Source organism: Leptospiraceae bacterium (assembly GCA_024233835.1).
Lineage (GTDB): Bacteria > Spirochaetota > Leptospiria > Leptospirales > Leptospiraceae > JACKPC01.
This window is the reverse complement of record JACKPC010000002.1, coordinates 984,473-1,010,733: the sequence shown is the minus strand read 5'-3', so window position 1 is coordinate 1,010,733 and position 26,261 is coordinate 984,473. Positions and strand designations below refer to the sequence as shown.

The window sequence follows — 26,261 nt, the reverse complement described above, 5'->3', positions numbered from 1 at the left end:
ATATATATCAAAATTTATCCTCTCATACTTTAAAATTATGTCCATTCTAAAATTACGAGAGAACAAATTTTCTTTACTTATGTAAATACTACCGGAACGGATGAGTAACCCTTTTGATAAGCCAGATAAACTCTATGCCTTCCATTTATTATTCGGTACGGTCTCCCACCACTTCTATCCAAAGCAATAGGGTCACTACTACTATTCAATTGAGTTTCAAATGAATCATAGCCATTTTCTAAAGAAGAAAGTCTTGAACTACTGAGTTCGTCTCGACTCGGTATCCTAATGTCAGATAAGCTTACATTTTCCATTTAAGTCTCCTTAAATATTATCTTGATAGTTGTATCCAAAATTTCGGACAACGTTTAGAGTAGCCGACGTGACTTTAAAATTCGAAAGTGCGGTAGCACCTTTTGAATTTTAAAGTCATGTCTCCGAGCCAACCGTATAACTAGCAAGTCCTGTGACTGAACGGATGGCACGCAAACTTGCTCTTCTCTGCAAGTTTCGTGACAGTAGTGAAGGCACAAGACTTGCGATAGCTTTCCAAATAAACTAAAAAATTTATCTTAAACAACCAGATGGCTCGGAGCCAGAAGCCATATCTTCTCATGGCTTCTGAGCGGCTACTCTTTGTTGGCGGACGTTTTCAGATTTCTTTATAGATTTCATATTTTCTTTCCCGCTTCTTAAATGCATCCTTGCCACCTTCAAGAATATTGCAGATATAATTTTTAATTTCTTCATCCTCAATTGCTCCCATTCTATATTCTAAAGACTCGTTATTGTTATTAGCTACAATTACTTGTTCTGCATCTGCATTCACTACAAGATTAGCATTATGTGTTACAATAATAACTTGTCTGTATTTTTTAATTTTCTTAAATAATGGAACTAATTCATGCATGATAAAGTCATTGTCTAAATCGTCTTCAGGTTGATCGAAAATAAAGGGTTTACCAAATGGGTCAGTTGCTAATTTTAAGCAAAGGTAAAATGTACCCCTTTGTCCAACAGAAAGTTTTGAAGTCAGTTTATCTTTATATTTTGAGACAGAAATAATTTTCCAGAAGTTTTTTATATTTTTGGGCAATAGGCATTCCCGCAGAAAATCTCTTGCTCCATCTTTATTAAAAATATTAGAAGTGATAATATTTCTAAGATTATATTCATCTCCATCAATAGATATTTTGGTAATACCTTTGAAAAAATTCATAAAGTCATCTTTATTTTTAAAGTTGAATACCTCCGCAATACGCTCTCCTTTAGTTTGCCTTTGCGTTGTTTTAAATTTTTGTCCACTTAAGAAGTCAGTAATCTTTGAAATAAATGAGTTCAGTAGGAAATGTTCTTCTGCATCGATAGAAATATCTTTAAGAAGCATTTCCATGATACTTTTCTGTTCTGAATTTAGATTGCTAGAACTTTCCTTTAAAGTTTTCCATGCATCACGAATTTTTTCTCTATAAATATTATAGTTTAAATTAAATGTATCTAAATATCTTCCAATTTCGATAAACTTATCATCCAAATCTCTTTGCTTTTGTTCAAGTTCCGTAATTTTTAATTCTATACTTAAAATTTCTTTCTGATATTTTTCTACATCAGACAGTAAGCTTAAAATATTTGCAGTTACACCGATAGATTTAAAATTATTTTCAATTTCTTTATTTCTTACTCCTAGCCCCTCAATGTAATTAGATAGCGTTTTTTTTATTTTGCTAATTGAATCAATTTGTCTTTCAAAGGAAATTTCAGGAATAAGCATATTTGCGTAGTCTTCAAAATTTAATGATGAAATAAATGAATTAAAATCAGAAATTTTATCATTTTCATTGATTTCAAATTCCTTTAACTCTTGTTCAAAGATTTCAAGCCGTCCATTTCGATCTGTTGCTTCACCTTGTTTATTTAAATTGTCTAAATAATTCGATATTAGCTCTTTATTTTTACTAGTTGTTACTGTTCCTATTAAATCCTCCTTTTCTTTTTTCTTTTTCAACAAATAATCTTTAGAATTAATGTATTCGCCCAATTCATCAGTTTCATTCAAAAACATCTGAATTTCGAATATATCACTAATTACTCTTTCTATGTCTGAGTCATGGAGTTGTGTATCTGATACTTGAAAATCACTAATTTTAAGTAGCTTTTTAATTTCTTCATCTAGTTTAGACGAATTGTCTGCAATCTCTTTTACTTCTCCTTGATGAATATGTAAATATTCTAGGTTGTTTTCTTCTTGAATTTTAAATGTAATTTTTTCATCATCTTCCTTATTGAATGTAACCAGAAAATTTTCGGGTGAAATTATTATTTCATTAATTCTTTTGTTACTCCCAGTTTTCTTAAATGTTCTAGCGATAGAATCTAAGAATAAACTTTTTCCAGTTCCTCTCCCTCCAATTATTGCTACTAAATTCTTATTTAATGGTATTTCATTAGTATTATATTTTATTTCTGAGCTGTCGCTGAATATTTTACTATTAGTAATTTTAACGAATGAAAAATGAGGTTTATCATATTCTGTGTAAGGATTATTTTTTTGGATAATTACTCTATCTTCTGGCTCGTAAATTACCTGCTTTAAACCATTAAAAGTTGGAATAGCTTTTATCCAGCAATATAAATCATTGTCCGGTTTAAAAAGTTTTGATTCGTCGTGGGCATCTGAACCATGAATACAAGGTTTTAGGGAACCGCATTTGCGTAAAATTTGCTCTGGCGTATCAACAATATTGCCTTGTGAATTTTCTTTTTTTCCTAAAAAGTATTTTCTGTCGGAAGAATTGCTAGAAAATATCATGTCAGATAAACGAAATATTGATTGTCGCAGTGCATCAAGACTTCCTGGAGTTATACTTTCAAAAAACTCATAATGCTTTTTAATTCCTGATACTCCATCCTCTCCATTGCTAACTACTATTATGGAATTTTTTCTTAGCTCAATATTTTCATCTAATAATTTTTGTACATTTTCATGCGATACTATAAAAGAATTAACTCCTCTCTCGTATGCTTTCAAATCGTCTAACGATGGTTCTTGGTCTTTTCCTAAAGCAATCATGCCTTCTTTATTCATTCTAAATTTTTTACCTGAACCTGCTGAATGCTCAATGGCAGCAAAAAAAGCATTTTCTAGTTTGTCAACATATTCTGGATTAAATAAGAAGTGAATATTGATTAAATTATTTTTATCTGTAACCGGAATCATTCGTAGTTCTACATTCGGTAATAAAAGGATAGATGAAATAAAATCCTTTGATTCTGAATCGAATTCAGTTCTAGTATTAATATTTTTTTGAAATTCAACTACTTTTTTATAATTCTCAATACTAAAATAGTCTGTTATTCCTATGACATATATTTTACTTTCAAACGCTTTTCTAAATAATTCAATACAATATGAAGTAAAGTCCGAACTTGTAAACTGATCGTTCTTATTAGTTTCTTTGGTGTGAATATGTAAATCCCATCTATGCCAAACAGAACCTTCTAAATATTTCTTCATTATACTTTCCTTTTAATCTGAAAATGTCCGCCAACGTTTCGAGCGTCATGAGAAGTTTCCGCAGCTTCCAATTTGGCGGAAATTTATCATACGCTCTTGTTGTGCGAGCGTTTTAGACTCTTACTACTATAGAGTTTTTATTGACGCTGTTTACTAAAACCAGTCTCGACACGGATGTCGAGTATATTACTATCATATCCCTTTGTTAATAATTTCTTTTTCTTCATCTGTTAAGCCATATAATTTAAAAACCATTTCATCGATTTCTAAATCTGTTTTCTTTATTTCATTGTCTAAGACTATTAACTCAGTTTTATACTCTTCATAGTACTTTTTTAGGCTTCCTATTTCTTTAGGACCAAATTCTTTTCCTTTTGGCATTTGTTTTTTTAGTTCTTTTTTCATTTCATCAAAATTTAATGTATAAAAGCCATCCAGTTTATTTGATAATTTAGTTACGGAAAATTCTGATTTAATCCATTCTATAAATTCAGATTTTTTCTCATGAAAAGATTTATTTAGAGTTAGCATTATATCTGCTTTTTCAATGAAAGGGATTTGTTCCTCAGATGTTGTGTTTTTAATTGGTAAATTTTCCAATTCATTTACTTTTATTTTTGGAAACAAATCGTTTGATTCTCCAAAATATGTTCTAAAAAACCATCCCATAAGCACTGAGTTTATAATAGTTAAAAAATATTTCAACATATTAGAATTTACTCCACGAATCATATGGGTAGTATCGTTGGTAAAGTAACCATAGTCATCAAAACAAGCATTCAATTTTATCCCAGAAACTTCTCTGACAACAATTTTTGGATTAAGAAAGTCCTCTTTTTTTTTAGGGGACATTAGCCAAATTCCCCACTTTACCCATTGTTTATTTGGCTTAATATAGTATGAAGAAATATTCCCTCCTTTTATATCTGGAAAATATGAACCGTCTATTTTAGTTTTTGAATGATATACCCAATTATCCACATCTTTTCTAGTTTGAGGAAAATCTCCATAGATTGACTTTCCATAGCCTACTTGATAAGGCTTATATCCCCCAGTGATGGTAGTTTGTTTTCCTAAGTTTGTACTGTTTATTGTAAGCTTTTCAAATATATTAAAAATAGTCTCATTTAATTCACAATTGAACTTATCATATTTTACCCAATTTAGAAAATTAGCTTTATTATACTTTATATTTTGAAGGATAATTTCTGGATTAATAATTTTAGCAGCATTTACAAAATAGTTTTTATCAGCATTTTGATTTTTTGAAAAAATAATTATACATGTATCAATATTCGCATCGCTAAATACTTGATTCACAAAAGATATAACATAATGAAATTTAAAAATTAAAAGCTTTTTGCGAAATTCCGAACCACCTTTTCTTGTCATCCAACTATTTGGAATTATTAAACCGCAGAATCCATAATTATTTAAAATCATATCTGTAAGTATAGAAAACATTTTATATGTATCAATATTAGACTTGAAACCAAATTTATCAATATAGAATTTTTTATGTTCAATAGTTGCACCATAAGGTGGATTTCCTATCACTACATCAAAGCCACCATTCTGCATAATTTCAGAAAACTCTTTATTCCAATCAAAAGCAAGTTTCCCTGCGATAGATTCATCATCTATTAAAGAGTTACCACATTTAATATTTTTAGAAAGGTCGTCAAGTTTTCGTCCACGTTCAGCGGTACGAAGCCATAAGGAAAGACGGGCTAACTCCACTGACTCCTCATTAATATCTACACCATAAAGATTATTTTCTAAAATAGAAGAACGAACATCAAAAAAACCCAAGGCATCTCCTTCAAGAGGTCGTCTATGCAGGTCTATAAACTTATGTTCTTCAATTAGAAATTCTAAAGCCTGATTTAGAAATGCACCACTCCCACAAGCAGGATCTAATATTTTTAAACTAGTAAGATACTCTCTATACTTGTGAAGATTATCTAGAAGTTTTTGTTTCTCTTTTGAAAGGCGTTTGTAGTCTTTATTTAAATCAAGCTTAATATCCACTAAGCCAAGTTCTTTCTTTTTTTCTTCGCATAAAACACCTATTGTATTTTCGACAATATATTTTGTGATATAGTTTGGTGTATAGAATACTCCATCTTTTTTACGTTTAGTTTTTGATTTATCAAACTTAGCTCCGGTTACTTCTGCGTGCAATTCATCAATGTCATTCAATGAATTTTCAAAAATATGACCCAGAATATTGACATCTATATCAGAGCTAAAATCATAAGAAGAAATTTTAAGTGCATCTTTTTTAAGAACTGAGTCATCAATAATTAAATTATCTAAAAGTTCATCTTCTGCAAACAATCCTCCATTATATTCTGAAATATTTAATCTATCGTTCCCTTTATCTATATGTTTAAAATAAATTTTATAAGTATTATATAATGGTTCCTCCCTTCCAATATCAGCTTGTGCTTTATTCTCATCTATTATAATAGAAATTGTGTTAGGTGGTAAAAGTCCTCTATCCTCAGCAAAGAATATAAAAAGTATTCTATCTAACAATTTTTGAGATTTTTTCAATAACTCTACTTTGTTAATGGATGGATTATTTTTTACCATGTTATTAAATATATTCATTTTAAAACGGTGATAATCTTTATAAAGTTTGTCTGAAATATCTTCTTCTTTTAGTTTAGAATCATTTTTTATTTTGAATGGTTTATCATTGTAAATACTATTTTTCGATAAAAACAGATATAATCTCTCAAATTCAGAATAATCCATATTAAATAAAGTGAATTCTTCATAAGATTCTGAAGTATCAACATATAATCGTAGATCCTTGAAATTGGAAATGATTACATACTTACAGGTTGGATGTGCATATCTATATTCAAAACCTTGTTTTTCTACTTTTTTTAGATCGACTGTATTAGTTCCTTTTAATTCAATCACTCCTATAGGTTTTTCATCTTTAATGATTGCACCGTCTGCTTTACGATTATCTGCTATATTTTTATATTCAGTTGTTAAATTAAATGATGGATTAGGATTAATAGTATAACCAAGGCAATTTACAAAAAGAGCTGTAAGAAAACCTTCTTGATATTGTTCTTCTTTTGATGCTTCAATATTTTTAATCATTTCTGCATTACAAAAAACTTCTTTAAATTTTTCATAAGAGTTTTGAACTATTGTCTTATCAACTTCTTTAAGATACTTGTCTACTACAGACTTTTGGAATATTCCCAATTAAATTCTCCTTTTTTTATAAAACATCTACAAATTTTTCCGAGACACGGATGTCGAGGAACTATATAAAATAAAATCCTAAGCGTCAATACTATCATAATAAAGTCTTGAGTCTAAAATGTCTGCACAACTAATCATGTGTGCAGTATATATCCGGTTACTATGAACTAATCCTTATTTCCAATGGTTCGGATATGCTCGATAAAACAAAATATATCCTGCAATTTAACATCTTGATAACATTCCTTTTAAAAAGACAACAAAAAAAGGAAAGGCGAAAGTAAAAATTTGCTTTACGGAAAACTATACAGAAAAATAGTATGTTGAATATGAATGAAAGTAGTGATTTTAAGGAAAAGGTAGTATCGAGTTTCTTAAAGGCATTTTCGAAGGAACCGCGTTTTGTTTCTAATCAGGAGATTCGCTTATTTTTGGAGAAAAATCGTATTTTTCCCTCTTCTCAGGAATTCCTTATTTTAAAAGATTTTGTCACCTTGGATTTAAAACTTTCCCGGAAAATTTTCTCTGAGTTGGAAGTGAAAGAAGCAGAAAAACATCGAACAAAGCAGGAAACCTTTTCTCTAAGTTTACAAAAGTTTTTACAAATCCTCAGTATTCGTCGTTATAGTCCTCGGACTATTAAAAGCTATCGCCTGGCAGTTCTGGCCTCGCAGCGCTGGTTTATGGCTCGAAAACAGAAGTTCCTGGAGGATATTTCCCAGAAAGACTTACTCGATTTCTTTTACTTTCTCACAGAAACTAAGAAATTTTCGGCTTCCAGTATTCGTATTTACCGGTTTTCTCTCGAATTGTTTTTTAAAGAAGTTTTGCAGAATTCCCTCGACTTTCGAAACTTCTATCATATTAAAAAGTCCGAACACATTCCGGTTGTTCTTTCCAAAACAGAAGTAAAGAAAATGCTTTCTGTTGTTACAAACCTCAAACATCGTTTGATTCTATCTCTTCTTTATTCCTCCGGACTTAGAATTTCAGAAGTAGTAAATCTGAAAGTTAAAGATATTAATCTTAATGAACTTACTCTTGTTATCCGGGAAGGAAAAGGTAAGAAGGACCGCATCAGTGTTCTTTCGGAAATAACTGTAGATTTACTTAGAGATATGATGCAGGGGAAGAACGCATCTGCTTATCTATTTATCTCCAACCAGGGTGACGGAGTAAGACCGGTTCATACCAGAACTGTGCAGAAGATTTTTCAGGTAGCTTTGCGTAAAGCCGGAATTCAAAAAGAAGCAAGTCCGCATGATCTCCGCCACAGCTTTGCTACACATCTTTTAGAATCCGGAGTGGATATTCGCTATATCCAGACATTACTCGGTCATAAAAATGTGGCTACGACAGCTATCTATACCAAAGTCGCTAATCCTGTTTTGAAAAAGATTAAAAGCCCTCTTGCTTAAGTTTTACCTACAAACCGCTTACTGAGCAAACCAAGTCCGGTTGCTGAGCGAGCCAATGCGAGCCGAAGCACCGGTTTTACAGAAAGCTTACAACTACAGTATACCCTTCAGGTTCTCAGGCAGTTGAGTATAGGTACGGGATTAGCTGCCGGTATACGTAATTGTAGCTTTTTTGCCTACCGGTACGTATTCCGGATAGTATAGCGGAAGGTATACTGACCTATATAGCAAGCTGAAAGTTGTATTTCAGGTGTATGAGCCGGGGATGGGTAGGCATCTGAAGCTATTCCTGTACTATAAAACATTATACATGGCTTGAATCAGATCACTATCATGTATGGGTTTTTCTAAATAATCATTCATACCCGCCTTTATGCAAATATCCCGGTATCCCGTTGTAGAATGGGCTGTTATGGCAATGATAGGTATTTGAAGTTTATGCTCCAGTCTTAAGTCTCTTGTAGCTTCGATTCCGTTCTTTTCGGGCATCTGTATATCCATTAAGATCAAGTCATAACTATTTTTTATGGCTTTTTCCACTGCTTCAATTCCATTTATTGCCTTATCACAGATAACTGAATGATTTTTCAGTATATGCTCCACTAATAATTGATTTAGAGGATCATCATCTACAATTAGTATTTTCTTTTGATTTAGAAACGAATAATCACTGATGATTGTTTTTTCTATTGTATTTTTTCTTTGTATTGTTTCAGCAATAAATGTGAAAATAAAAATACTCCCTTCACCGGATTTACTTTCAACAGATATTTTTCCTTTCAGCAAACTGGCTAAGCGCTGGCATATACTCAAACCAATTCCTAAGCCACTATGCTTCCGATTGATAAAATCTTCCAACTGGTAAAAAGGATCAAAAATATTCTGAATATCCTTAGGTTCGATACCACAACCTGTATCCTGTATTTTTATTGTAATTTTAACCTGATCAGTATCCGGAAGATTCTCACTTTTTGCTGTAATCGAGATTTTACCTTTCTCGGTAAACTTAATTGCATTATCAATGAGTTCTTTCAGGATTTGCCCTATTTTTGCTGCATCACTATGAATTCGCAAATCACCATGTAGTTCCAGGGATGATGTAATTATTAAATGTTTCTCAGATACTTTTAGTTTAAATTGATAGATAATCTGTTGTAATAGTTTTTTTAAGTTAACGGATTTTTTTTCAAGGTGGTCTGCGTCTTCATCGTTATCGCTTAGTTTTAGTATATTCGAAATGCTACCTGCTAAAGTTTGTGCTTTGTTATTAATAATAGTCGCATATTCTTTTACTTCTTTTGAAAATTCCTTATCAGCGAGTATTTTACTGAAGCCAATAATTGTATTCAGGGGTGAGTTTAGTTCATGGTTAAGCATAAAGAGAAAATTGCTTTTTACCCTATTTGCTGCGACAGATGAAAAATACATAGCCTGGAGTTCTTTTTCCAACTGTTTTCTCTTTGTAGAATCCTCAAAAGACACTACAAAATAGCCTTTCTCCGGAGAAAAAGCTGTTACTGTAAAATACTTTTTTAAATGAGAGGAATATTGTTCAAAGAAAATTGGTTCCTGTGTTATGGCAACTTTCCCATATTTTTTTATCCAGGATTTTTCTAAATCCGGTATAACTTCCAAAGCCCTCTTACCGAGTATCTCTTTAAGCTTTAAACCGGTTATTTTTTCAAAGCTGGGATTCGCATCTATGAAATAATAGTCTATTGGCTTTCCCTCTTCGTCCAGGATAATTTCATGTAGAGCGAAAGCGGAAAGAGAGTGCATAAAAAAATTATTTATGTTGATCTGTTTCTTTTTTAACTCAATATAAGTCCAGGTTTCATTAATAAATGTGTGCAAGAGTTCTGCATCATCCTTAGAGTAATTTCCTGTTTTATTTCCAACTCCTACTACCGCTTTTACTTTCTCCTCTTGTAATACAGGAGCACTCATATGGTTTTCTAAAGGAAAGTGGCCTTTCGGAATGCCTTTCTTGTTTGGATAGTGAGGATAGTCATTGTGAATAGCAGGAGCCTTTTTGGTTATGCAATCAACCCAGATGCCTGCTTTTGAGACCGGATAGTGAAATAGAGTCTTGGCAGTGCATAGCTTGCCTGTGTCTTTCGACCAGAGGAAAAGATTGACGTAATTTTTGTCTTCCGCAAGAAAGTGATAGTATCCTATCTGGCTGCCGGTAATCTTTACGGCTTCTTCTAAAATTAAAGATATTAAATCCTTTAGATTGGATTCTGGAGAACCCATTACATAGGCCAGTTCTTTGTAAAAGTTGTTATAATTACTTGATTTGCTCTTAGATTCTGTAGTCATAAATTTAAAATCCTCTAAAGTTTTCTTAATAATCTCCTTGACTCTATTCCACTTCTTAAAAATAGTGATATTTCACGTTTTATTTGGAAATGAAAGTATGCCCTCTTAGCTCAGCAGGTAGAGCACTTCCATGGTAAGGAAGGGGTCACCAGTTCAAGTCTGGTAGAGGGCTCCACAGGCCTGTAGTTTAATGGTAGAACAAAGATCTCCAAAGTCTTTGGTGGGAGTTCGATTCTCTCCAGGCCTGCTTATGGTTTAGAACTCTTGAGGTTAGCATGAAAGCAATCACTTTTCTACAGGAATGTAAAGCTGAATTGGAAAAGGTTCAGTGGCCGGGTAAGGACGAGGTGGTAAGTTCCACGGCTGTGGTTCTTGTAACTGTAATCATCTTTTCATTATTTTTATTTATCTCTGATGCTATTTTTGTGAAAGTCCTCAAATGGTTCTGGGGCTTAAAAGCATAAAGCTTTTGAGGCTGAAAGCAGGAAATCATCTATGGCGTTAAAATGGTATGTTCTTCAAGTTTATTCCGGTCATGAAAACAAAGTAAAGCTGAACATTGAAAAAATGGTTCAGCAAAAAAAACTGGAAGAAAAAATTTCTCAGGTAAAAGTTCCAACTATGGAAGTTGCTGAGATGAAAAATGGCAAAAAGAAAGTAAGCCGTAAGAAACTTATGCCCGGTTACATCCTTGTGGAAATGGATTGGGACGAAGACATTCAATATCTTATCCAGAGACTTCCTTCTGTATCTACCTTTGTAGGACAGAAAGGAGAACCGGAGCCTCTTACCATGGAAGAGATTAAAAACCTCTTTAGTGAAATGGGAGATGTGAGATCGGAAGAAACAGCCAAACCCAGAATGCTATTTAGCATTGGAGAGACGCTTAAAATTATCGATGGACCCTTTGCAAATTTTAGCGGAGTGGTTGATGAAATTTTCCCTGAAAAGGGGAGGCTTCGCCTGAAAGTAGAAATCTTCGGACGTTCTACTCCTGTGGAGCTGGATTTTTTACAGGTCGGAAAAAATATTTAATACGTTCGCGTACCCATTTTGCAGACAAACTTCTATTCCGGTTTGTAGTGCAGGATTGGGGAGAAAGTTTAAATAGGAAAGGAAATTAAGGAATGGCTTCAAAAAAAGTAGTAAAGCAGATTAAACTGCAAGTAGAAGCAGGGAAAGCAAACCCTTCTCCTCCTGTTGGTCCTGCCCTCGGTCAGGCCGGACTCAATATTATGGAGTTCTGCAAGCAGTTTAATGAAAAAACTAAAACTCAAATTGGGATGAAACTTCCTGTTGTTATTACCGTATACGCAGACAAAAGTTTCACGTTCATTACAAAATCTCCGCCTGCTGCTCTTCTGGTAAAGAAGGCTATAGGTATAGATAGTGGTTCTCCTACTCCTCATATAAAGAAGGTAGGAACGATTACCCGCAAGCAGTTAGAAGAAATTGCAACCGTGAAAATGAAGGATCTGAATGCTAATGATCTGGATGCAGCGGTTAAAATTATTGCTGGTACTTGTAGATCAATGGGAGTAAATGTGGAGTAATGAAAAGAAGTAAGAACTATAAATCAGTAGCTTCCAAGGTAGATAGAACAAAATTATATACTCTTCCGGAAGCCCTTGAGCTTGCAAAACAAACTTCTTATTCAAAGTTTGATGGAACTATCGAGCTTTCGACTAAGGTAAATTATAAGAGTTTGCAGAATGTTCGCGGCACTATTTCCCTTCCAAATGGAACCGGAAAAGAAGTGAAGGTTCTGGTTTTCTGTAAGGGTGGAAAACAGGAAGAAGCAAAGCAGGCCGGGGCCGATTTTGTTGGGGATATGGATCTAATTGAAAAAGTATCCGGTGGTTGGACAGATTTCGATGCTTGCGTGGCCACACCTGACATGATGAAAGATGTAGGTAAACTGGGACCTATTCTGGGAAGAAAGGGTTTAATGCCTAAACCAAAAGCCGGAACAGTGACTCAGGATGTCGCAAAAGCCGTAAAAGAGCTGAAGGCAGGCCGTATCGAGTATCGTCCTGATAAGGGTGGTGTGATTCACCTTGGTATAGGTAAGGTTTCCTTCGATACAGAGAAACTGGTGGAAAACGCCAGGGCGGTTGTAGCTTCTCTGATGAAAGATAAGCCTTCAGATGCAAAAGGAGATTATTTAAGACTCCTTTCCCTGAGTGCAACAATGGGCATTGGCGTAAAAGTCGACATCAAAGAGCTTGTAAACTCTGTGATTTAACTGAAGGAGTGGTGATTTAAAATGGCGAACCCTACAAAAGAAAGGATTCTGGCTGAATTAAAAACCAGCCTCGAAAGCAAACCAAATTTTATTCTGGTATCATATTCCGGTTTGAATGTACAAAACATGGAAGACCTCAGGTCTCAACTTAGAGAGTCCGGTGCGCAAATGAAGGTAATCAAAAACAATGTATTCCTTCGCGCTCTTAAGGAATCTTCCAGTCATACCGGAAAAGATATTCAATTTGGCCAGGAATATTTTGGCCCTCTTGCGGCAGTCTTTTCGGATGAAAATTTACCGAAAATTGCAAAAGTCTGTAAAGACTATGCAAAGACAAACGAAAAGCTCGTTCTTAAACTGGGATATTTTGACGGAGAAGTTCTAGATAAGAATGGAGTAGAAGGAATTGCAGGACTTCCATCTAAAGAAGACCTATTATCTATAATCGGAAGAGGCTTAAATACTCCGGCTCAAAAAATAGCTACAGGTATGAATGAAGTAATTGCCGGTGTAGCACGTGGTATCAAGGCTGTGGCCGAAAAAAATGGCAAGTAACACCATCTTGGATCCATTAAATAAAAAATTGTTCTTAATTTAAGGAGAAACTAAATGTCAGTTGATAGCTTATTAGAAGAAATTGGTAATCTTACCCTGGTTCAGGCTTCTGAACTTGTAAAGAAAATGGAAGATAAATTCGGAATTTCTACCGCTGCTCCTGTTGCAGTTGCAGCTGTAGCTGGTGGAGCTGCTGCTCCCGCTGAAGAAGAAGCTTCTGAAGTTTCTGTTATCTTAAAGTCTTTCGGTGAAAAGAAAATCGATGTGATTAAAATTGTAAGAGAAATTACCGGACTGGGATTAAAAGAAGCAAAAGACCTTGTTGAAGCTGGAAACAAACCAGTTAAAGAAAACATTCCTAAAGATCAGGCAGATGAAATTAAGAAAAAATTAGAAGCTGCCGGTGCTTCTGTAGAAGTAAAGTAATTTTTTCGGTCTCGGTATAAACCGAAAAATTGTAAAACAGCGGGAATGTTACCTGTTTTTTCTCAAAGCAAAAAATGTGAGGATGAGCATCAGGAGATATAATTTGTTTTATTCTCCTGGTTTTGCCCTGGACTTCCGTGAAAAATCGGAGGTTAGGGCTTCCTTGTGTTTTTTGCTATTTGCGTTTTTATTTTTATACATTCCTTTTCTTTTTCTGGGCAGGAATCTTATGCCTGCTTCTTTTTTTCCTGAATTCTGAGGAGTCTTGTATCTAGATGAGCATAAACACTGCAAGGAAGAGAGTTAACTTCGGAAAAATAACTAATCTGGATGATTTACCTAACCTGATCCAGATTCAAAAAAAGTCGTATGATTGGTTTCTACAGGCTGATGTGAAAGACCCCACACAGCGCAAAAATGAAGGCCTTGAAGCTGTTTTCATTGAAACCTTTCCTATCGAAAGTCCTAATAACGATATCATAATGGAATACAGCCATTACCAGCTTGGGGAATGTAAGAAAAATCCTCAGGAATGTAAGGATACAGATTCTACCTATTCCATTCCTCTGAAAGCTGTGATTCGCCTGATTATTGTTGATACACACGAAATAAGGGAACAGAACGTGTATATGGGGGATATTCCCCTGATGACCGAACAGGGAACTTTTATCATTAATGGAGCTGAAAGGGTAGTCGTCAGTCAGCTACATCGTTCTCCGGGTATTTTCTTTTCCTATGATCCTGTAAGAGGAGCATTTTCGGCTCGTGTAATTCCTTACCGTGGTTCCTGGTTGGAATTTGAAATGGACAATAAGGGAGTTCTGGTCGCAAAAATCGATAGAAAGAAAAAGTTTCCGGCAACTCTTCTTTTAAAAGCATTAAATGTTTCTTCAAATGAAGATGTTTTACGTATTTTCTATAGTTCGACAAAGGTTCGTATTACGGGCGCAACCCCGAGGGAAATAAAGAAGATAATTGGTAAACGAACTATATCTGATATTATTAATATGGAAACCGGTGAGGTTATGCTGGAAGCCGGTTCTCGAATCAACGAGGACAACATCGATATCTTGAAAGAGATGAAAGTGAAAGATGTTGAATTAATTGATTTCCCTAATGGAAAAGACAACACTATCGTTGTAAACTGTCTGGAAAAAGATGGTGTCGAGGATTACGAAGAAGCTATAAAGAAGTTTCATATGATTATGAGACCGGGCGAGCCTTCCACTATTGAGAATGCGGAAGCAGAGCTTTCCCGACTTTTCTTTTCACACAAAACTTTTGACCTTGGTAAAGTCGGTCGTTATAAGATCAACAGCAAGTTTGAGTTCCATAAACCCGAATTTTTCAAGAACTGTGAAGAGAGAACCCTGAGACCCGAAGATATCATTGAAACAGTTCGTTATCTTGTGATGCTAATTTCTGAAGTAGAGAACTATTTCCATGATGATATTGACCACCTCGGAAACAGACGGGTTCGTTCTGTAGGGGAACTTTTAAGCAATCAGTTAAAACTTGGTTTTTCGAGGGTAGAGAGGGTAATCAAGGAGAGGATGACGGTTCAGGAAATTGAACAACAGACTCCTCAGCTTTTAATTTCTATTAAGCCGATTACGGCTGTTATTAATGAGTTTTTTGGTTCTTCTCAACTTTCTCAGTTCATGGATCAAACCAATCCTCTCGCTGAGTTGACACATAAAAGAAGATTGAACGCTCTGGGTCCCGGTGGTCTTTCGAGAGATAGGGCCGGCTTTGAGGTTCGTGACGTTCACTACAGTCACTATGGTAGGATGTGTCCGATTGAAACTCCGGAAGGTCCGAACATCGGTTTGATTCTTTCTATGTCTTCCTTTGCCCGTGTAAATGATTATGGTTTTCTCGAAACACCTTACAAGGTGGTGAAAACCGGAAAAGTTTTAGAGCAGATCGAGTATCTAACGGCAGATAAAGAAGAATATTATTATATTGCACAGGCCTCGGCTTCCGTTTCAGAGAAGGGCGAATTTAAGAATAAGCTTATTTCTACCCGTCACCGCTCTGATTTCCCTTATCGTGGACCGAATGAAATTCAGTTCATGGACCTGGCTCCTATGCAGGTGGTTTCTGTTTCTACCGCAATGATTCCTTTTCTGGAGCATGATGACGCTAACCGTGCCCTGATGGGTTCTAACATGCAACGTCAGGCGGTTCCTCTAATTGTGGAAGAGGCACCTTTCGTAGGAACCGGTATGGAAGGAAGGGCGGCTTATGACTCCAGGATCTGTGTCGTTTCCAAGCACGATGGGGTGGTAATTAGGGTCGATGCTTCTCATGTTGTGGTTAAGGAAGATAAAACCGGGGAAGAAATAGATTACGAATTAATTAAGTACAAGAAGACAAACCAGGGCACCTGCTTTAATCATAAGCCTATTGTCAGCGTTCTGCAAGCACCGGAAGATGGAAAAATAAAGAAGGTAACTTCTGAAAAAATTGATATTGAAGGTGATTCAGGAAATGCTTATACATTTACCCTGAAGCAAGAATTTCAAACCTTTGCTCCGCTTATGAAAGAAGGTACTAAAGTTTCCCGCGGAGATACTTTTGCCGGTCAAAAAATCAGCGGAGAAATCTTAGATGACTACGGTAAAATCCTGAAGAAAGGAACCGTTCTGGCGGATGGGCCGGCGGTGGATAATGCCCACCTTGCACTCGGAAGAAATGTTCTGGTTGCTTTTATGCCCTGGGAAGGTTACAACTTTGAGGATGCAATTCTTATTAGTGAAAGAGTTGTGAAAGAAGATGTATTTACTTCCATCCATATAGAAGAATTTGAAATTCAGGCCAGAGAGACAAAGCTCGGTCAAGAACAAATTACTCGTGATATTCCTAACCTTTCCGATAAAGCTTTCCGCGACCTCGATGAAACAGGAGTGATTCGGGTTGGTGCTGAGGTGAAAGCCGGGGATATTCTTGTGGGAATGGTGACTCCGAAAGGAGAAACAGATTTAACACCTGAATATAAACTTCTACACTCCATTTTTGGAGAGAAGGCTAAAGAAGTAAGAGACTCTTCTCTCAGAATGCCGAATGGTTCTGAAGGAACTGTTATTGATATTAAACGCTACTCCAGGGAAAATGGGGATGAGCTTCCGGCTGGCGTAGAAGAAATGGTGAAAGTCTATGTAGCCAGAAAGCGTAAACTTCTGGTCGGAGATAAAATGGCCGGTCGTCATGGGAACAAAGGTGTTGTGGCGAGGGTCATGGCAGAAGAAGATATGCCGTATATGAAGGATGGAACGATAGTCGATATCGTATTAAATCCTCTCGGTGTGCCATCTCGTATGAACCTCGGCCAGATTTTCGAAACCCAGTTAGGTTTTGCCGGTAAGAAACTGAATATCAATTTTGAAACCCCCGTATTTGATGGGGCCAGCGAAGACGATATTAAAAACTACTGCAAACAGGCCGGCCTGCCAGATAACTCCAAGTTCCAACTTTATGATGGAAGAACGGGAGAGGCTTTCATTAATGAGGTTTTCTGCGGATATATCTATATGCTAAAACTGGCTCACCTTGTGGATGATAAGATTCATGCCAGGTCAACCGGACCTTACTCTCTTGTTACCCAGCAACCTCTGGGTGGAAAGGCACAATTTGGTGGTCAGAGATTAGGGGAGATGGAAGTTTGGGCTCTGGAAGCTTATGGTGCAAGTCATACGCTTCAGGAACTTTTAACCATTAAGTCGGATGATATGCTCGGTAGGGCAAGGATTTACGAAGCTATAGTAAAAGGTATACATACAATAAAACCGGGAATTCCCGAGTCTTTTAATGTATTGGTTCAGGAACTCAGGGGTCTGGCTCTTGATATAGTCATCACGGATACAGAAGGACAATCTGTTGACATTGCTGATTATGAAGACGAATACTCCAGGAGTAAGAAGAAAATTAAAATTGAGTCTATAGAGAACACATAATGAGGAATTACACAACCTTCGATTCTATCACGATCAAGCTGGCTTCGCCGGAAAGAATAAAAGAATGGTCTTATGGAGAAGTTAAAAAGCCGGAGACCATTAACTATAGAACTCTTAAACCGGAGAGAGATGGTTTATTTTGTGAGAAAATATTTGGAACCACAAAAGACTGGGAGTGCTATTGCGGGAAGTTTAAGTCTATTCGCTATAAGGGAGTTATTTGCGACAAATGTGGTGTTGAAGTAACTCACTCCAAAGTTCGCAGGGAAAGAATGGGCCATATAGAGCTCGCTGCACCTGTTTCTCATATCTGGTATTATAGATCAGTTCCTTCCCGTATGGGTCTTTTACTGGATATGTCTATGAATGCTCTGAAAAGCATTCTGTATTTCGAAAAATATGTAATTATCGATCCGGCTGATTCCGGAAGGGTAAAAGGTGAGCTTTTAGACGAAGAAGAGTATCATTCTTATCTCGATGAATATGGCGACAAGTTTATCGCGGGTATCGGTGCCGATGCCATAAAAGAACTTCTTGCCAGAATCGATGTGGATGCTGAGGCCCGCATAATCCGTCAGAAAATTCAGGACAGAAATAAGATTACGGATAAAAGAATTGTAAAACGTCTCGAAGTCTTAGAAGCTTTTCGGGATTCCGGTAACCGTCCGGAATGGATGATTCTGGATGTAGTTCCGGTTATTCCTCCTGAGCTTCGTCCTATGGTGCAATTGGATGGAGGAAGGTTTGCGACTTCTGACCTGAACGATTTATATCGCAGGGTAATTAACCGTAATAACCGTCTCAAAAGACTTTTAGCCTTAAAAGCCCCCGAAATTATTGTTCGTAACGAAAAGAGGATGTTACAGGAAGCTGTAGATGCTCTTTTTGACAACTCCAGAAGGAAAAGAACCGTAAAAGGAAAGGGAAATCGTCCTTTAAAATCTATTTCTGATATGCTGAAAGGTAAGCAGGGACGATTTCGTCAGAACTTACTCGGTAAACGGGTGGACTATTCCGGTCGTTCTGTAATTGTTGTGGGTCCTGAACTCAGGTTTCATCAGATGGGTCTTCCCAAGAAAATGGCTCTTGAGTTATTCAAACCTTTCATTATGAAACGTCTGGTGGATTTGGAATTAGCTCCAAATATCAAATCGGCTAAGAAAAAAGTAGAATCAGAAGACAAAGATGTTTTTGATGTACTGGAATCGGTAGTAAAAGAACACCCGGTACTTTTAAACCGGGCTCCTACTCTTCACAGACTCGGAATTCAGGCCTTCCTGCCGGTTCTGGTCGATGGAAAAGCCATTAAATTACATCCACTGGTCTGTCATGCCTTTAACGCGGATTTTGATGGAGACCAGATGGCCATTCATTTGCCTCTTTCTCCCAAAGCCCAGTTAGAAACCTGGATGTTAATGCTTTCTCCTCACAATATTCTGAACCCGGCCAACGGTCACCCGATTTGCGGCCCGACTCAGGACATCGTTCTCGGAATTTATTATTTGACCAGTGAGCAAAAGGGTGCAAAGGGAGAAGGCAAGCTATTTACCGGTCTGGAAGAAATCCTTTATGCTATTGATGGTGGCTGGTTAGATTACCGGGCTAAAATCAATGTTCTTCACCAGGATAAAGTGATTGAAACTACTCCGGGAAGAATGATTTTTAATACGGCCCTTCCTAAAGGTTATAAATATATTAACCGTACTCTTGGAGATAAAGAAACTAATAAGATTATTGCAGAAGTTTATGACACCTACGGCCCCGGCCCAACAGTTTTGATGCTGGACGATGTGAAGAAGTTGGGTTATCGTTTTGCAACTCGCTTTTCGCCGACTATTTCAATCGAAGATATCGTAGTGGCTCCTGATAAACAGACGATGGTAGGGGAAGCCTTAAAAGAAGTCGAAAAAGCGGATAATGAATACCGTAAAGGGATTATTACTCTTGATGAACGTAAGAAGAAGGTAATCGAGATCTGGCAGAAAACCAATGATAAGATTACGGATAGTATGTTCAAGGAGCTGGAGAAGAATAAGGGTGGATTTAACCCGGTTTTCGTTATGGCAGCATCCGGAGCCCGCGGTTCCAAGCAACAGATTCGTCAGCTCGCCGGGATGCGCGGTCTTATGGCGAAACCTTCCGGAGAAATTATTGACCTTGCGATTCGTTCTAACTTCCGGGAAGGTCTGGGGATTCTCGAATTCTTTATTTCTACACACGGTGCAAGGAAAGGTCTTTCCGATACAGCTCTAAAAACAGCAGACGCCGGTTACTTAACCCGTAGACTTGTGGATATTTCTCAGGACGTGATTATTTCCGAAGTAGATTGCGGAACCGAGACCTACATTGAACTGGGTGTTGTAAAAGAGGGAGAGAATACCATTGTTTCTCTGGGTGATAGAGTTTTCGGTCGTTATACGGCTGAGGACATCGTTGATCCGGTAACCGAGCAGGTAGTTTATCCAAGAGATACCCTGATTAATCGGGAAGTATCCCAGAAACTGGAAAATCTGGGTTATACCACCTTAAAAGTGCGTTCTTCTTTGACCTGTGAATCCAGATATGGAATCTGTGGCTGTTGCTATGGAATGGATATGGCGAGGTTAGTCCCTGTAGAAATCGGGGAAGCAGTCGGAACCATTGCAGCCCAGTCTATCGGTCAGCCGGGAACCCAGCTAACAATGAGAACCTTTCACATCGGGGGTGCGGCTTCAGCGAAGATTAAGGAAAAAGAATATAAAGTCGGTTTCCAGTCTATCGTTAAATCCATAAATGGTAAAGTTGTAAGCAATTCACAGGGAAAACGAGTCTTCAGTAAACGGGGTTCTATAGTTGTGAGCCACCTGATCCAGGAATATCCTATGGATGAATTACAGAACCTTCTGGTGGAAGATGGTAGCCGCGTAGACAAAGGGGAAATGTTCGCCTCCAATTCTAAGGGCGATAAAATCAACGCAGAGAACGCAGGTAAAGTAGAGATCCTGAATAATAGGCTCAGAATTCTGGGTGAAGATAACGTAATACCGGTTAAAATTGGAACGATTCTTCTGACAAAAGAAGGAGATGTAGTTTCTCCGAATTCTCCACTCGCCGAATTTGACCCCTTTAACGATATGAGTATTTCCGATATAGACGGAACTATCGAATGGCTGGATCTCGAAATAGGAAAGAACCTGAGAAGGGACGAAGACCCGAAAACCGCCAACGTTATTTTTAAAGTAATTGAGCAAAAGCGGGAGAAGTTGAATCCGAGGCTTTCTGTTACATCTGATAATGGAGCAGTAGAAGAATATCCTCTTCCTGTGGATGCTATTATTACTATTAATTCCGGGGATACTATTAAAACCGGAGATGTTCTGTTTAAAATCCCGTCGATTGCGGAAAAGACCCGTGATATTACCGGGGGACTTCCGAGGGTCGATGAGCTTTTTGAAGCCAGAAGACCGAAAGATGCAGCTACTCTGGCTGAAATCAGCGGAAAAATTGAAGACAGAATGGAAATCGTAAAAGAGAAAAGAGTTTTTCATATTGTGCCTGATAACCCTGACATGGAAAAAGTAAAAGTTACGATTCCTCTGGGTAAACAGATTCGTGTGCAAAATGGAGACTATGTGAAAAAAGGAGAGCAGTTGGACGATGGAAACTTTGATCCGCATGATATTTTACGGATTAAAGGGATTTCCGCCCTACATGCTTACCTTGTAAAAGAAGTGCAGGAAGTTTACCGCCTGCAGGGTGTGCATATCAACGATAAGCACATTGAAGTAGTTGTGAGACAGATGTTAAGAAAAATTTTAATTACCGATAGTGGTGATACTTCTTTTGTTTCTCAACAACAGGTAGACAGACACTCATTCAGAGAAGAGAATAAGCGAGTAGAAAGTGAAGGGGGAAGCCCGGCTCAGGGAGTTCCTATTTTACTGGGTTTAACCAAAGCTTCTTTGAATACAGAATCCTTTTTCTCAGCTGCTTCCTTTCAGGAAACAACAAAAGTATTGACAGATGCAGCTATAAAAGGAAAGACGGATATGTTAATCGGTTTAAAAGAGAATGTGATCATAGGCCATATGATTCCCGCCGGGACCGGTATGAGGAAGTATCTCGATATCGAGATTTTCAAAGAGACCTATGGTGATCTTGACAGGGTAGTAGAAGAGGACGATTCTCATCTTCCGCAGTTACGTTCCCTGGAAGCTGACAAGCCCGAACAAACGTATCCTCATCAATTATTCAGCACTACGGTTCTGGATGAAGACGAGGATCTAGACGTTCCTGACGAAGAGGATGAAGAAGACGAAAATGAGGAATAATCCAAAATCTCGGGATAGTATTTTTTAATCTGATAGAAGGAAAAAAATGAATGCCAACAGTTAATCAGTTAATTAGACATGGTAGAAAAGCACAGAGAAAGAAAACAAAATCTCCGGCTTTAAAAGCTTGCCCCCAGAGAAGAGGGGTCTGTACAAGGGTAATGACATTTACGCCTAAAAAACCGAACTCAGCCCTGAGAAAGGTTGCCAGGGTTCGTTTGACAACAGGAATCGAAGTTACTGCGTATATTCCGGGAGAAGGTCACAACCTTCAGGAACACAACGTGGTTCTGATTCGTGGTGGAAGGGTAAAAGACTTACCGGGAGTAAGGTATCACATTATCAGGGGTACACTGGATACTCTGGGTGTGGATAAAAGAAGAAAAGGCCGTTCCAAGTATGGAGCGAAAAGGCCTAAAGCTTAATTTGAACGGAGAGTATTGTCATGTCTAGAAGAAGAGGAAGAGTAGAGCCCAGAGAAATGGCAAAGGATCCGGTTTACGGAGACAGGGTTATTTCAAAATTTATTAACTGCCTGATGTATGATGGAAAAAAGAGTGTCGCTCAAAGAATTTTTTATGATGCTCTGGCGATTATCGAAAAAAAGACCGGTGGAGATCCCTACCAGGTGTTTAAAGATGCACTGGAAAATGTAAAACCGGAAGTCGAAGTAAAATCCAGAAGAGTGGGTGGGGTAACCTATCAGGTTCCGGTTGAAGTAAGACCGGAGCGCAAGCAAGCACTCGGAATTAAATGGATAATTCGTTATTCCAGAGCAAGAAATGAAAAATCCATGAGTGCAAAATTAGCTGCTGAGTTTATGGAAGCACAGAAAGGAACCGGAGCTGCGATTAAGAAGAAAGAAGATATTCGTAAAATGGCAGAATCCAACAAAGCTTTCAGCCATTACAGATGGTAAATTTTTTTTAAACTCAAGAGTAAAAACAAAAACCCGGTTTTCCACCGGGTTTTTTTATGTACTAAGGACAAAATTTAATGGAATACAAAAGAGTAAGCAATACTTTTATAAGAAAGGCTTCAGAGTCTATGTCACGAACAAACTGATTAGGGATATTGTTCTTGGGTTGGAAAGTTGAGTCTTTTGGAAGAACTATTGCCTCTCGTTAGATCTTCGAGAGGCAATTTTCTATCTTTGATAGACACTCTCCTAATTGCAGGTTGGTGTTACTGCGAGGTTATACTTCTTCGACAGATAGCATTGTACCTTTTGTTTTTCCTCTACTGTTAGTGAACGGTTATAGACCAGGAGTTCAGCGATACTGCCTTCTAAATAACAGCAACTTCCTTCTCCTCCTATGTAAAGAGTTAATGTCGCAGTATTATCCAGAGTAACTCCTCCAAAAGTGTCGGAAGCTAATTCTGAACCATCAATGAAGGTTTTACTCACACTGCCTGTGTCATGATAGGCTTCCAGTATATGATAGTTATTCACCCAGTTTCCCGGTGCTGTTATATATTGTCTGCCGGTAGTACTACCGAAATCATAAATTAGAGATCCCATAAAAGCCAGATGGAGAGTAATTCGGTTTGCATTGTCACCCGGTTGCCAGGCCATAGTCAGGGATTGATAACTTGCCCGGTATCTACCTGAACTATAAATATATCCACTTCATTTGTAGCAAAAAGGGAAGTGCCGACCAGAGAATCTCTTTGCAAATATGTCGATCCATTAAACTGTACGGCCGGTTTTCCATTAATCGCATTCGCTATCCATAAGGGTTGAGAAGAACCATTTGTCTGGGATACATGCAAACCGTTACCGCTGGAATCGTTCCATTGTTGTATGCTTCCGTTGTTTGTAGCCGGACTTGTACCTGCATCGCTAAAAGTTCCCCCATCAGCCTTGAGCCAGAGCTTGAGATTGGCCGGTTGATGAGAGGGGAAAAATCCGGATAGGCTTCGAATTTCATCTATTGATAAGACCCGGCTGTAGATGCGCACATCCGATAAGGAACCATTCAGATAAGCGGCATTTGCTGTAGTCATAGCTAAAAGCTATATGATGCCAATCGGTATCGATAAGAGTATTCGTACTTACCAAATCATTATTCCAAAACGTACAAAATATTCTATCATCTCCTAAAAAACCCCAATGCAATCCCTGGTTAGGAATGCCGGATGTACCCAGAAATGTAATGATCCTTGCAATTCCACTTGAGGGGCCTGAGCGTTTTATCCAGGTTGCAAATGTCATCGAATTGTTACTCAGATTTACATTACTTGAGGAATTATGCATATAGTCATCTGTACCATCAAATAAATAAGCGAAGTTTGTATTTCCAAAGCGATCTGTATTCATTGAGGGATCATTCCCGTCAGTCCCGGTCGTTGATCCAATAGTCATATTACCTGGATTGTTGTCGCCTGCATCTATTGTGGCACTGTTCGTTGTATCCAGTCCGGGTTGTAAGGGAAAATAGGCCACAAGACCATCTGGCACTTTGGCTGATACTAATTTAATTTCAGCCTCGGAAAGAGCATAGTTGTAGATGCGAATATCGTCAAGTTTTCCTTTTAAAGGCCCACGTGAACTCGGAGATTTGCCAATATATAAAGAACCTGCTTCAGAAGTACTTGCAGATGTTGTATCTGTTACTGTAGCATCCTGTTTTCCGTTGATATAAAGATATAAACTTGCACCATTTCTTATAAAAATGATGTGTTTAAATCCGGTGTCGCAGATCGACTGAGAAGAAGTTATATTTGGATTATTAGTTCCGTCATATCTTGCAACCATAACTTTCCCTCGGTCACCATGGGTCTGATTATTAAAAACAATTAAGTAAGGACTCGGACCTGAACCTGACCACTTTTCTATAATTACATTTGCATTTGAACTGGTATTAGGTTGCTTACAGGCAATATCTGCCCAGAAGGCAATTGTAAAATTATCATTTGTATTAAATGTTATATTTGCATTTGAGGTAGTTGAAATGTAATCGTCCACACCATCAAATTGGTAGGCCTGTCCAGTTTTACCAGCAGGGTCGGTCGCGAATATGGCTCCGTTTACAGTTCCGTTAGCACCAAAGCCGGATTGATCCTGCACTGTTACTATCGTATCTCCACCGGCACCATTGATAGCATAGTGCAAAGAGGTCTTTATAATCGTGAGGTATTTTGCATCTGCATTCATTGCGTTGTCTGAGGCATCATAAATAGACTGAGCTGCAATAGTGTTTACAGAATCGGTTCCGATAAAACCAGCATCTACAATAAAGATTGCATTATTCCCGGCATCTGAAGCACAGACATCCGATCCCATGCCTGTTAAAGAAGAAGCACCAGAGGCACTACTATCAGTATAAGTCAGATCGACTTGGCTTATATCTCCACCACTTCCGCAAGTAGGTGCTCCGGTCATGGGAAATACGGCTTCTGAAAAAGTAACAATAAGCTCTGTGGAAGTAACATGGCTCTCTGCGTTTATGATAATTGGTTTTGCTCCATCAGCTTCGATAATCGTAGCGGTATTGATTTGGCCAAGAGCATTGGAGCTCAGGGCCGTCAGGACGGGCGAAGCTGTGGTTGTCAGGTCAGGTTTGGCTCCTGTGTCGGGCAGACTTCCTTCATCAAATTTCAGATAGAGGATAGCATCATTGACAGTATCTGTTTCAAAGCTTATCGCAGTACCGTGTACTAAAATAAGATTGTTATATCCGGCTATACTCCACTGGGTTTGGACAGAACCAGGGCCGTTCAGTGAATAACCGGGAAAGCTGCTATCGTTTACTGCTTCTGTGAATACGATTTTGAGGTGATCGATTTTACCATTTCCATCGGCATCCAGGGTGCTTACAGAACTGACTCCTAAATCATCATTGAGGATGGTACCGGTTCCGCTGGATGTGGAAAAGTTTGCATTTATAGGCCCGCTTAAGTTTAGGCTGAAAATTTCATTGCTTTCCAGTGTTGTATCATTTTGTATTGAAACGATAATCGTTTGTGATGTAGTTCCTGGATTAAAGGTAAGGGTACCGGATGTTGTGGTATAGTCACCGGTAGAGACAGCCGTTCCATCTGCCGTAGCATAGTTTACAGTAATGGTTTGGCCGCTTGCAGCAGATAGACTCACCGTAAAGGTAAGAGAACCCGTGGCTTCAGACACAGAAGGACTATCTATAGAAAGGTAAGGCATCGAATCATTGTCGAGAATGGTTCCTATTCCCTGAGAATCAGAAATACTGGCTGAACTTGGATTGGATAAGTTCAATATAAAATTTTCATCTGCTTCATACACCAGGTCGTTTCCCGTATTGATAG

The 26,261-nt window shown here is 37.7% G+C and carries 18 protein-coding genes and 2 tRNA genes; 13 read left to right on the top strand and 7 right to left on the bottom strand.

Features of this window, described 5'->3' with window-relative positions:
- Positions 1-77 precede the first annotated feature (77 nt).
- The 3 genes from H7A25_13750 to H7A25_13740 all read right to left on the bottom strand — a co-directional run bounded on the left by H7A25_13750 (position 78) and on the right by H7A25_13740 (position 6,745).
- Complete coding sequence (locus H7A25_13750) at positions 78-314, bottom strand: hypothetical protein (protein ID MCP5500965.1); 237 nt, start codon at positions 312-314, stop codon at positions 78-80.
- 338 nt (positions 315-652) lie between these two features.
- Positions 653-3,514: a hypothetical protein gene (locus H7A25_13745; GenBank protein ID MCP5500964.1), complete on the bottom strand. Its 2,862-nt coding sequence runs from the start codon at positions 3,512-3,514 to the stop codon at positions 653-655.
- Positions 3,515-3,706: 192 nt separating this feature from the next.
- Positions 3,707-6,745: an N-6 DNA methylase gene (locus H7A25_13740; GenBank protein MCP5500963.1), complete on the bottom strand. Its 3,039-nt coding sequence runs from the start codon at positions 6,743-6,745 to the stop codon at positions 3,707-3,709.
- 320 nt (positions 6,746-7,065) lie between these two features.
- Here H7A25_13740 and H7A25_13735 point away from each other — a divergent pair, with 320 nt between their 5' ends.
- Entirely contained in the window at positions 7,066-8,163 is a 1,098-nt protein-coding gene (locus H7A25_13735; GenBank protein MCP5500962.1) for a tyrosine-type recombinase/integrase, read from the top strand.
- A 294-nt stretch (positions 8,164-8,457) separates the two neighbouring features.
- Here H7A25_13735 and H7A25_13730 read toward each other — a convergent pair whose 3' ends face one another.
- On the bottom strand, positions 8,458-10,485 hold the full coding sequence (locus tag H7A25_13730) for a response regulator (protein ID MCP5500961.1): 2,028 nt from the start codon (positions 10,483-10,485) through the stop codon (positions 8,458-8,460).
- 99 nt (positions 10,486-10,584) lie between these two features.
- Between H7A25_13730 and H7A25_13725 the strand changes: the two genes are divergently transcribed.
- The 12 genes from H7A25_13725 (at position 10,585) to rpsG (ending at position 22,896) form a co-directional block, all read left to right on the top strand.
- Positions 10,585-10,660: transfer RNA gene (locus H7A25_13725), tRNA-Thr, on the top strand.
- 1 nt (position 10,661) lies between these two features.
- Positions 10,662-10,732 (top strand) — tRNA-Trp (locus H7A25_13720).
- A gap of 28 nt (positions 10,733-10,760) precedes the next feature.
- Positions 10,761-10,949 (top strand): preprotein translocase subunit SecE, encoded by a 189-nt coding sequence (gene secE, locus H7A25_13715; GenBank protein MCP5500960.1) that lies wholly within the window; start codon positions 10,761-10,763, stop codon positions 10,947-10,949.
- A 31-nt stretch (positions 10,950-10,980) separates the two neighbouring features.
- On the top strand, positions 10,981-11,520 hold the full coding sequence (gene nusG / locus H7A25_13710) for a transcription termination/antitermination factor NusG (GenBank protein MCP5500959.1): 540 nt from the start codon (positions 10,981-10,983) through the stop codon (positions 11,518-11,520).
- A 92-nt stretch (positions 11,521-11,612) separates the two neighbouring features.
- Positions 11,613-12,038, top strand: coding sequence for a 50S ribosomal protein L11 (gene rplK, locus H7A25_13705; GenBank protein ID MCP5500958.1), 426 nt, complete (start codon positions 11,613-11,615; stop codon positions 12,036-12,038).
- Positions 12,038-12,730, top strand: a complete 693-nt coding sequence (locus H7A25_13700) for a 50S ribosomal protein L1 (GenBank protein MCP5500957.1) — start codon at positions 12,038-12,040, stop codon at positions 12,728-12,730. Before rplK ends, H7A25_13700 begins: the two co-directional genes overlap by 1 nt.
- A gap of 21 nt (positions 12,731-12,751) precedes the next feature.
- Entirely contained in the window at positions 12,752-13,285 is a 534-nt protein-coding gene (locus H7A25_13695) for a 50S ribosomal protein L10 (protein MCP5500956.1), read from the top strand.
- 54 nt (positions 13,286-13,339) lie between these two features.
- Positions 13,340-13,711 (top strand): 50S ribosomal protein L7/L12, encoded by a 372-nt coding sequence (gene rplL / locus H7A25_13690; GenBank protein ID MCP5500955.1) that lies wholly within the window; start codon positions 13,340-13,342, stop codon positions 13,709-13,711.
- 275 nt (positions 13,712-13,986) lie between these two features.
- On the top strand, positions 13,987-17,667 hold the full coding sequence (gene rpoB, locus H7A25_13685; GenBank protein ID MCP5500954.1) for a DNA-directed RNA polymerase subunit beta: 3,681 nt from the start codon (positions 13,987-13,989) through the stop codon (positions 17,665-17,667).
- Positions 17,667-21,977, top strand: a complete 4,311-nt coding sequence (gene rpoC / locus H7A25_13680; protein MCP5500953.1) for a DNA-directed RNA polymerase subunit beta' — start codon at positions 17,667-17,669, stop codon at positions 21,975-21,977. The genes rpoB and rpoC overlap by 1 nt, the downstream gene beginning before the upstream one ends.
- Positions 21,978-22,027: 50 nt before the next feature.
- Entirely contained in the window at positions 22,028-22,402 is a 375-nt protein-coding gene (locus tag H7A25_13675) for a 30S ribosomal protein S12 (protein ID MCP5500952.1), read from the top strand.
- A 20-nt stretch (positions 22,403-22,422) separates the two neighbouring features.
- Positions 22,423-22,896 carry a 30S ribosomal protein S7 gene (gene rpsG / locus H7A25_13670; GenBank protein ID MCP5500951.1) on the top strand — a complete coding sequence of 158 codons (474 nt, stop codon included), beginning with the start codon at positions 22,423-22,425 and terminating at the stop codon, positions 22,894-22,896.
- 249 nt (positions 22,897-23,145) lie between these two features.
- On the opposite strand, the gene H7A25_13665 is transcribed toward rpsG, so the two are convergent.
- From H7A25_13665 to H7A25_13655, 3 genes are read right to left on the bottom strand one after another with little or no spacing between them, the layout of a single operon-like run.
- The gene (locus H7A25_13665) at positions 23,146-23,553 is read right to left on the bottom strand and encodes a hypothetical protein (protein MCP5500950.1); all 408 of its coding nucleotides are present in this window, start codon (positions 23,551-23,553) and stop codon (positions 23,146-23,148) included.
- Positions 23,554-23,555: 2 nt separating this feature from the next.
- Positions 23,556-23,984: a hypothetical protein gene (locus H7A25_13660; GenBank protein MCP5500949.1), complete on the bottom strand. Its 429-nt coding sequence runs from the start codon at positions 23,982-23,984 to the stop codon at positions 23,556-23,558.
- Positions 23,905-26,238, bottom strand: coding sequence for a hypothetical protein (locus tag H7A25_13655; protein ID MCP5500948.1), 2,334 nt, complete (start codon positions 26,236-26,238; stop codon positions 23,905-23,907). Before H7A25_13655 ends, H7A25_13660 begins: the two co-directional genes overlap by 80 nt.
- Between the last annotated feature and the right edge of the window lie 23 nt (positions 26,239-26,261).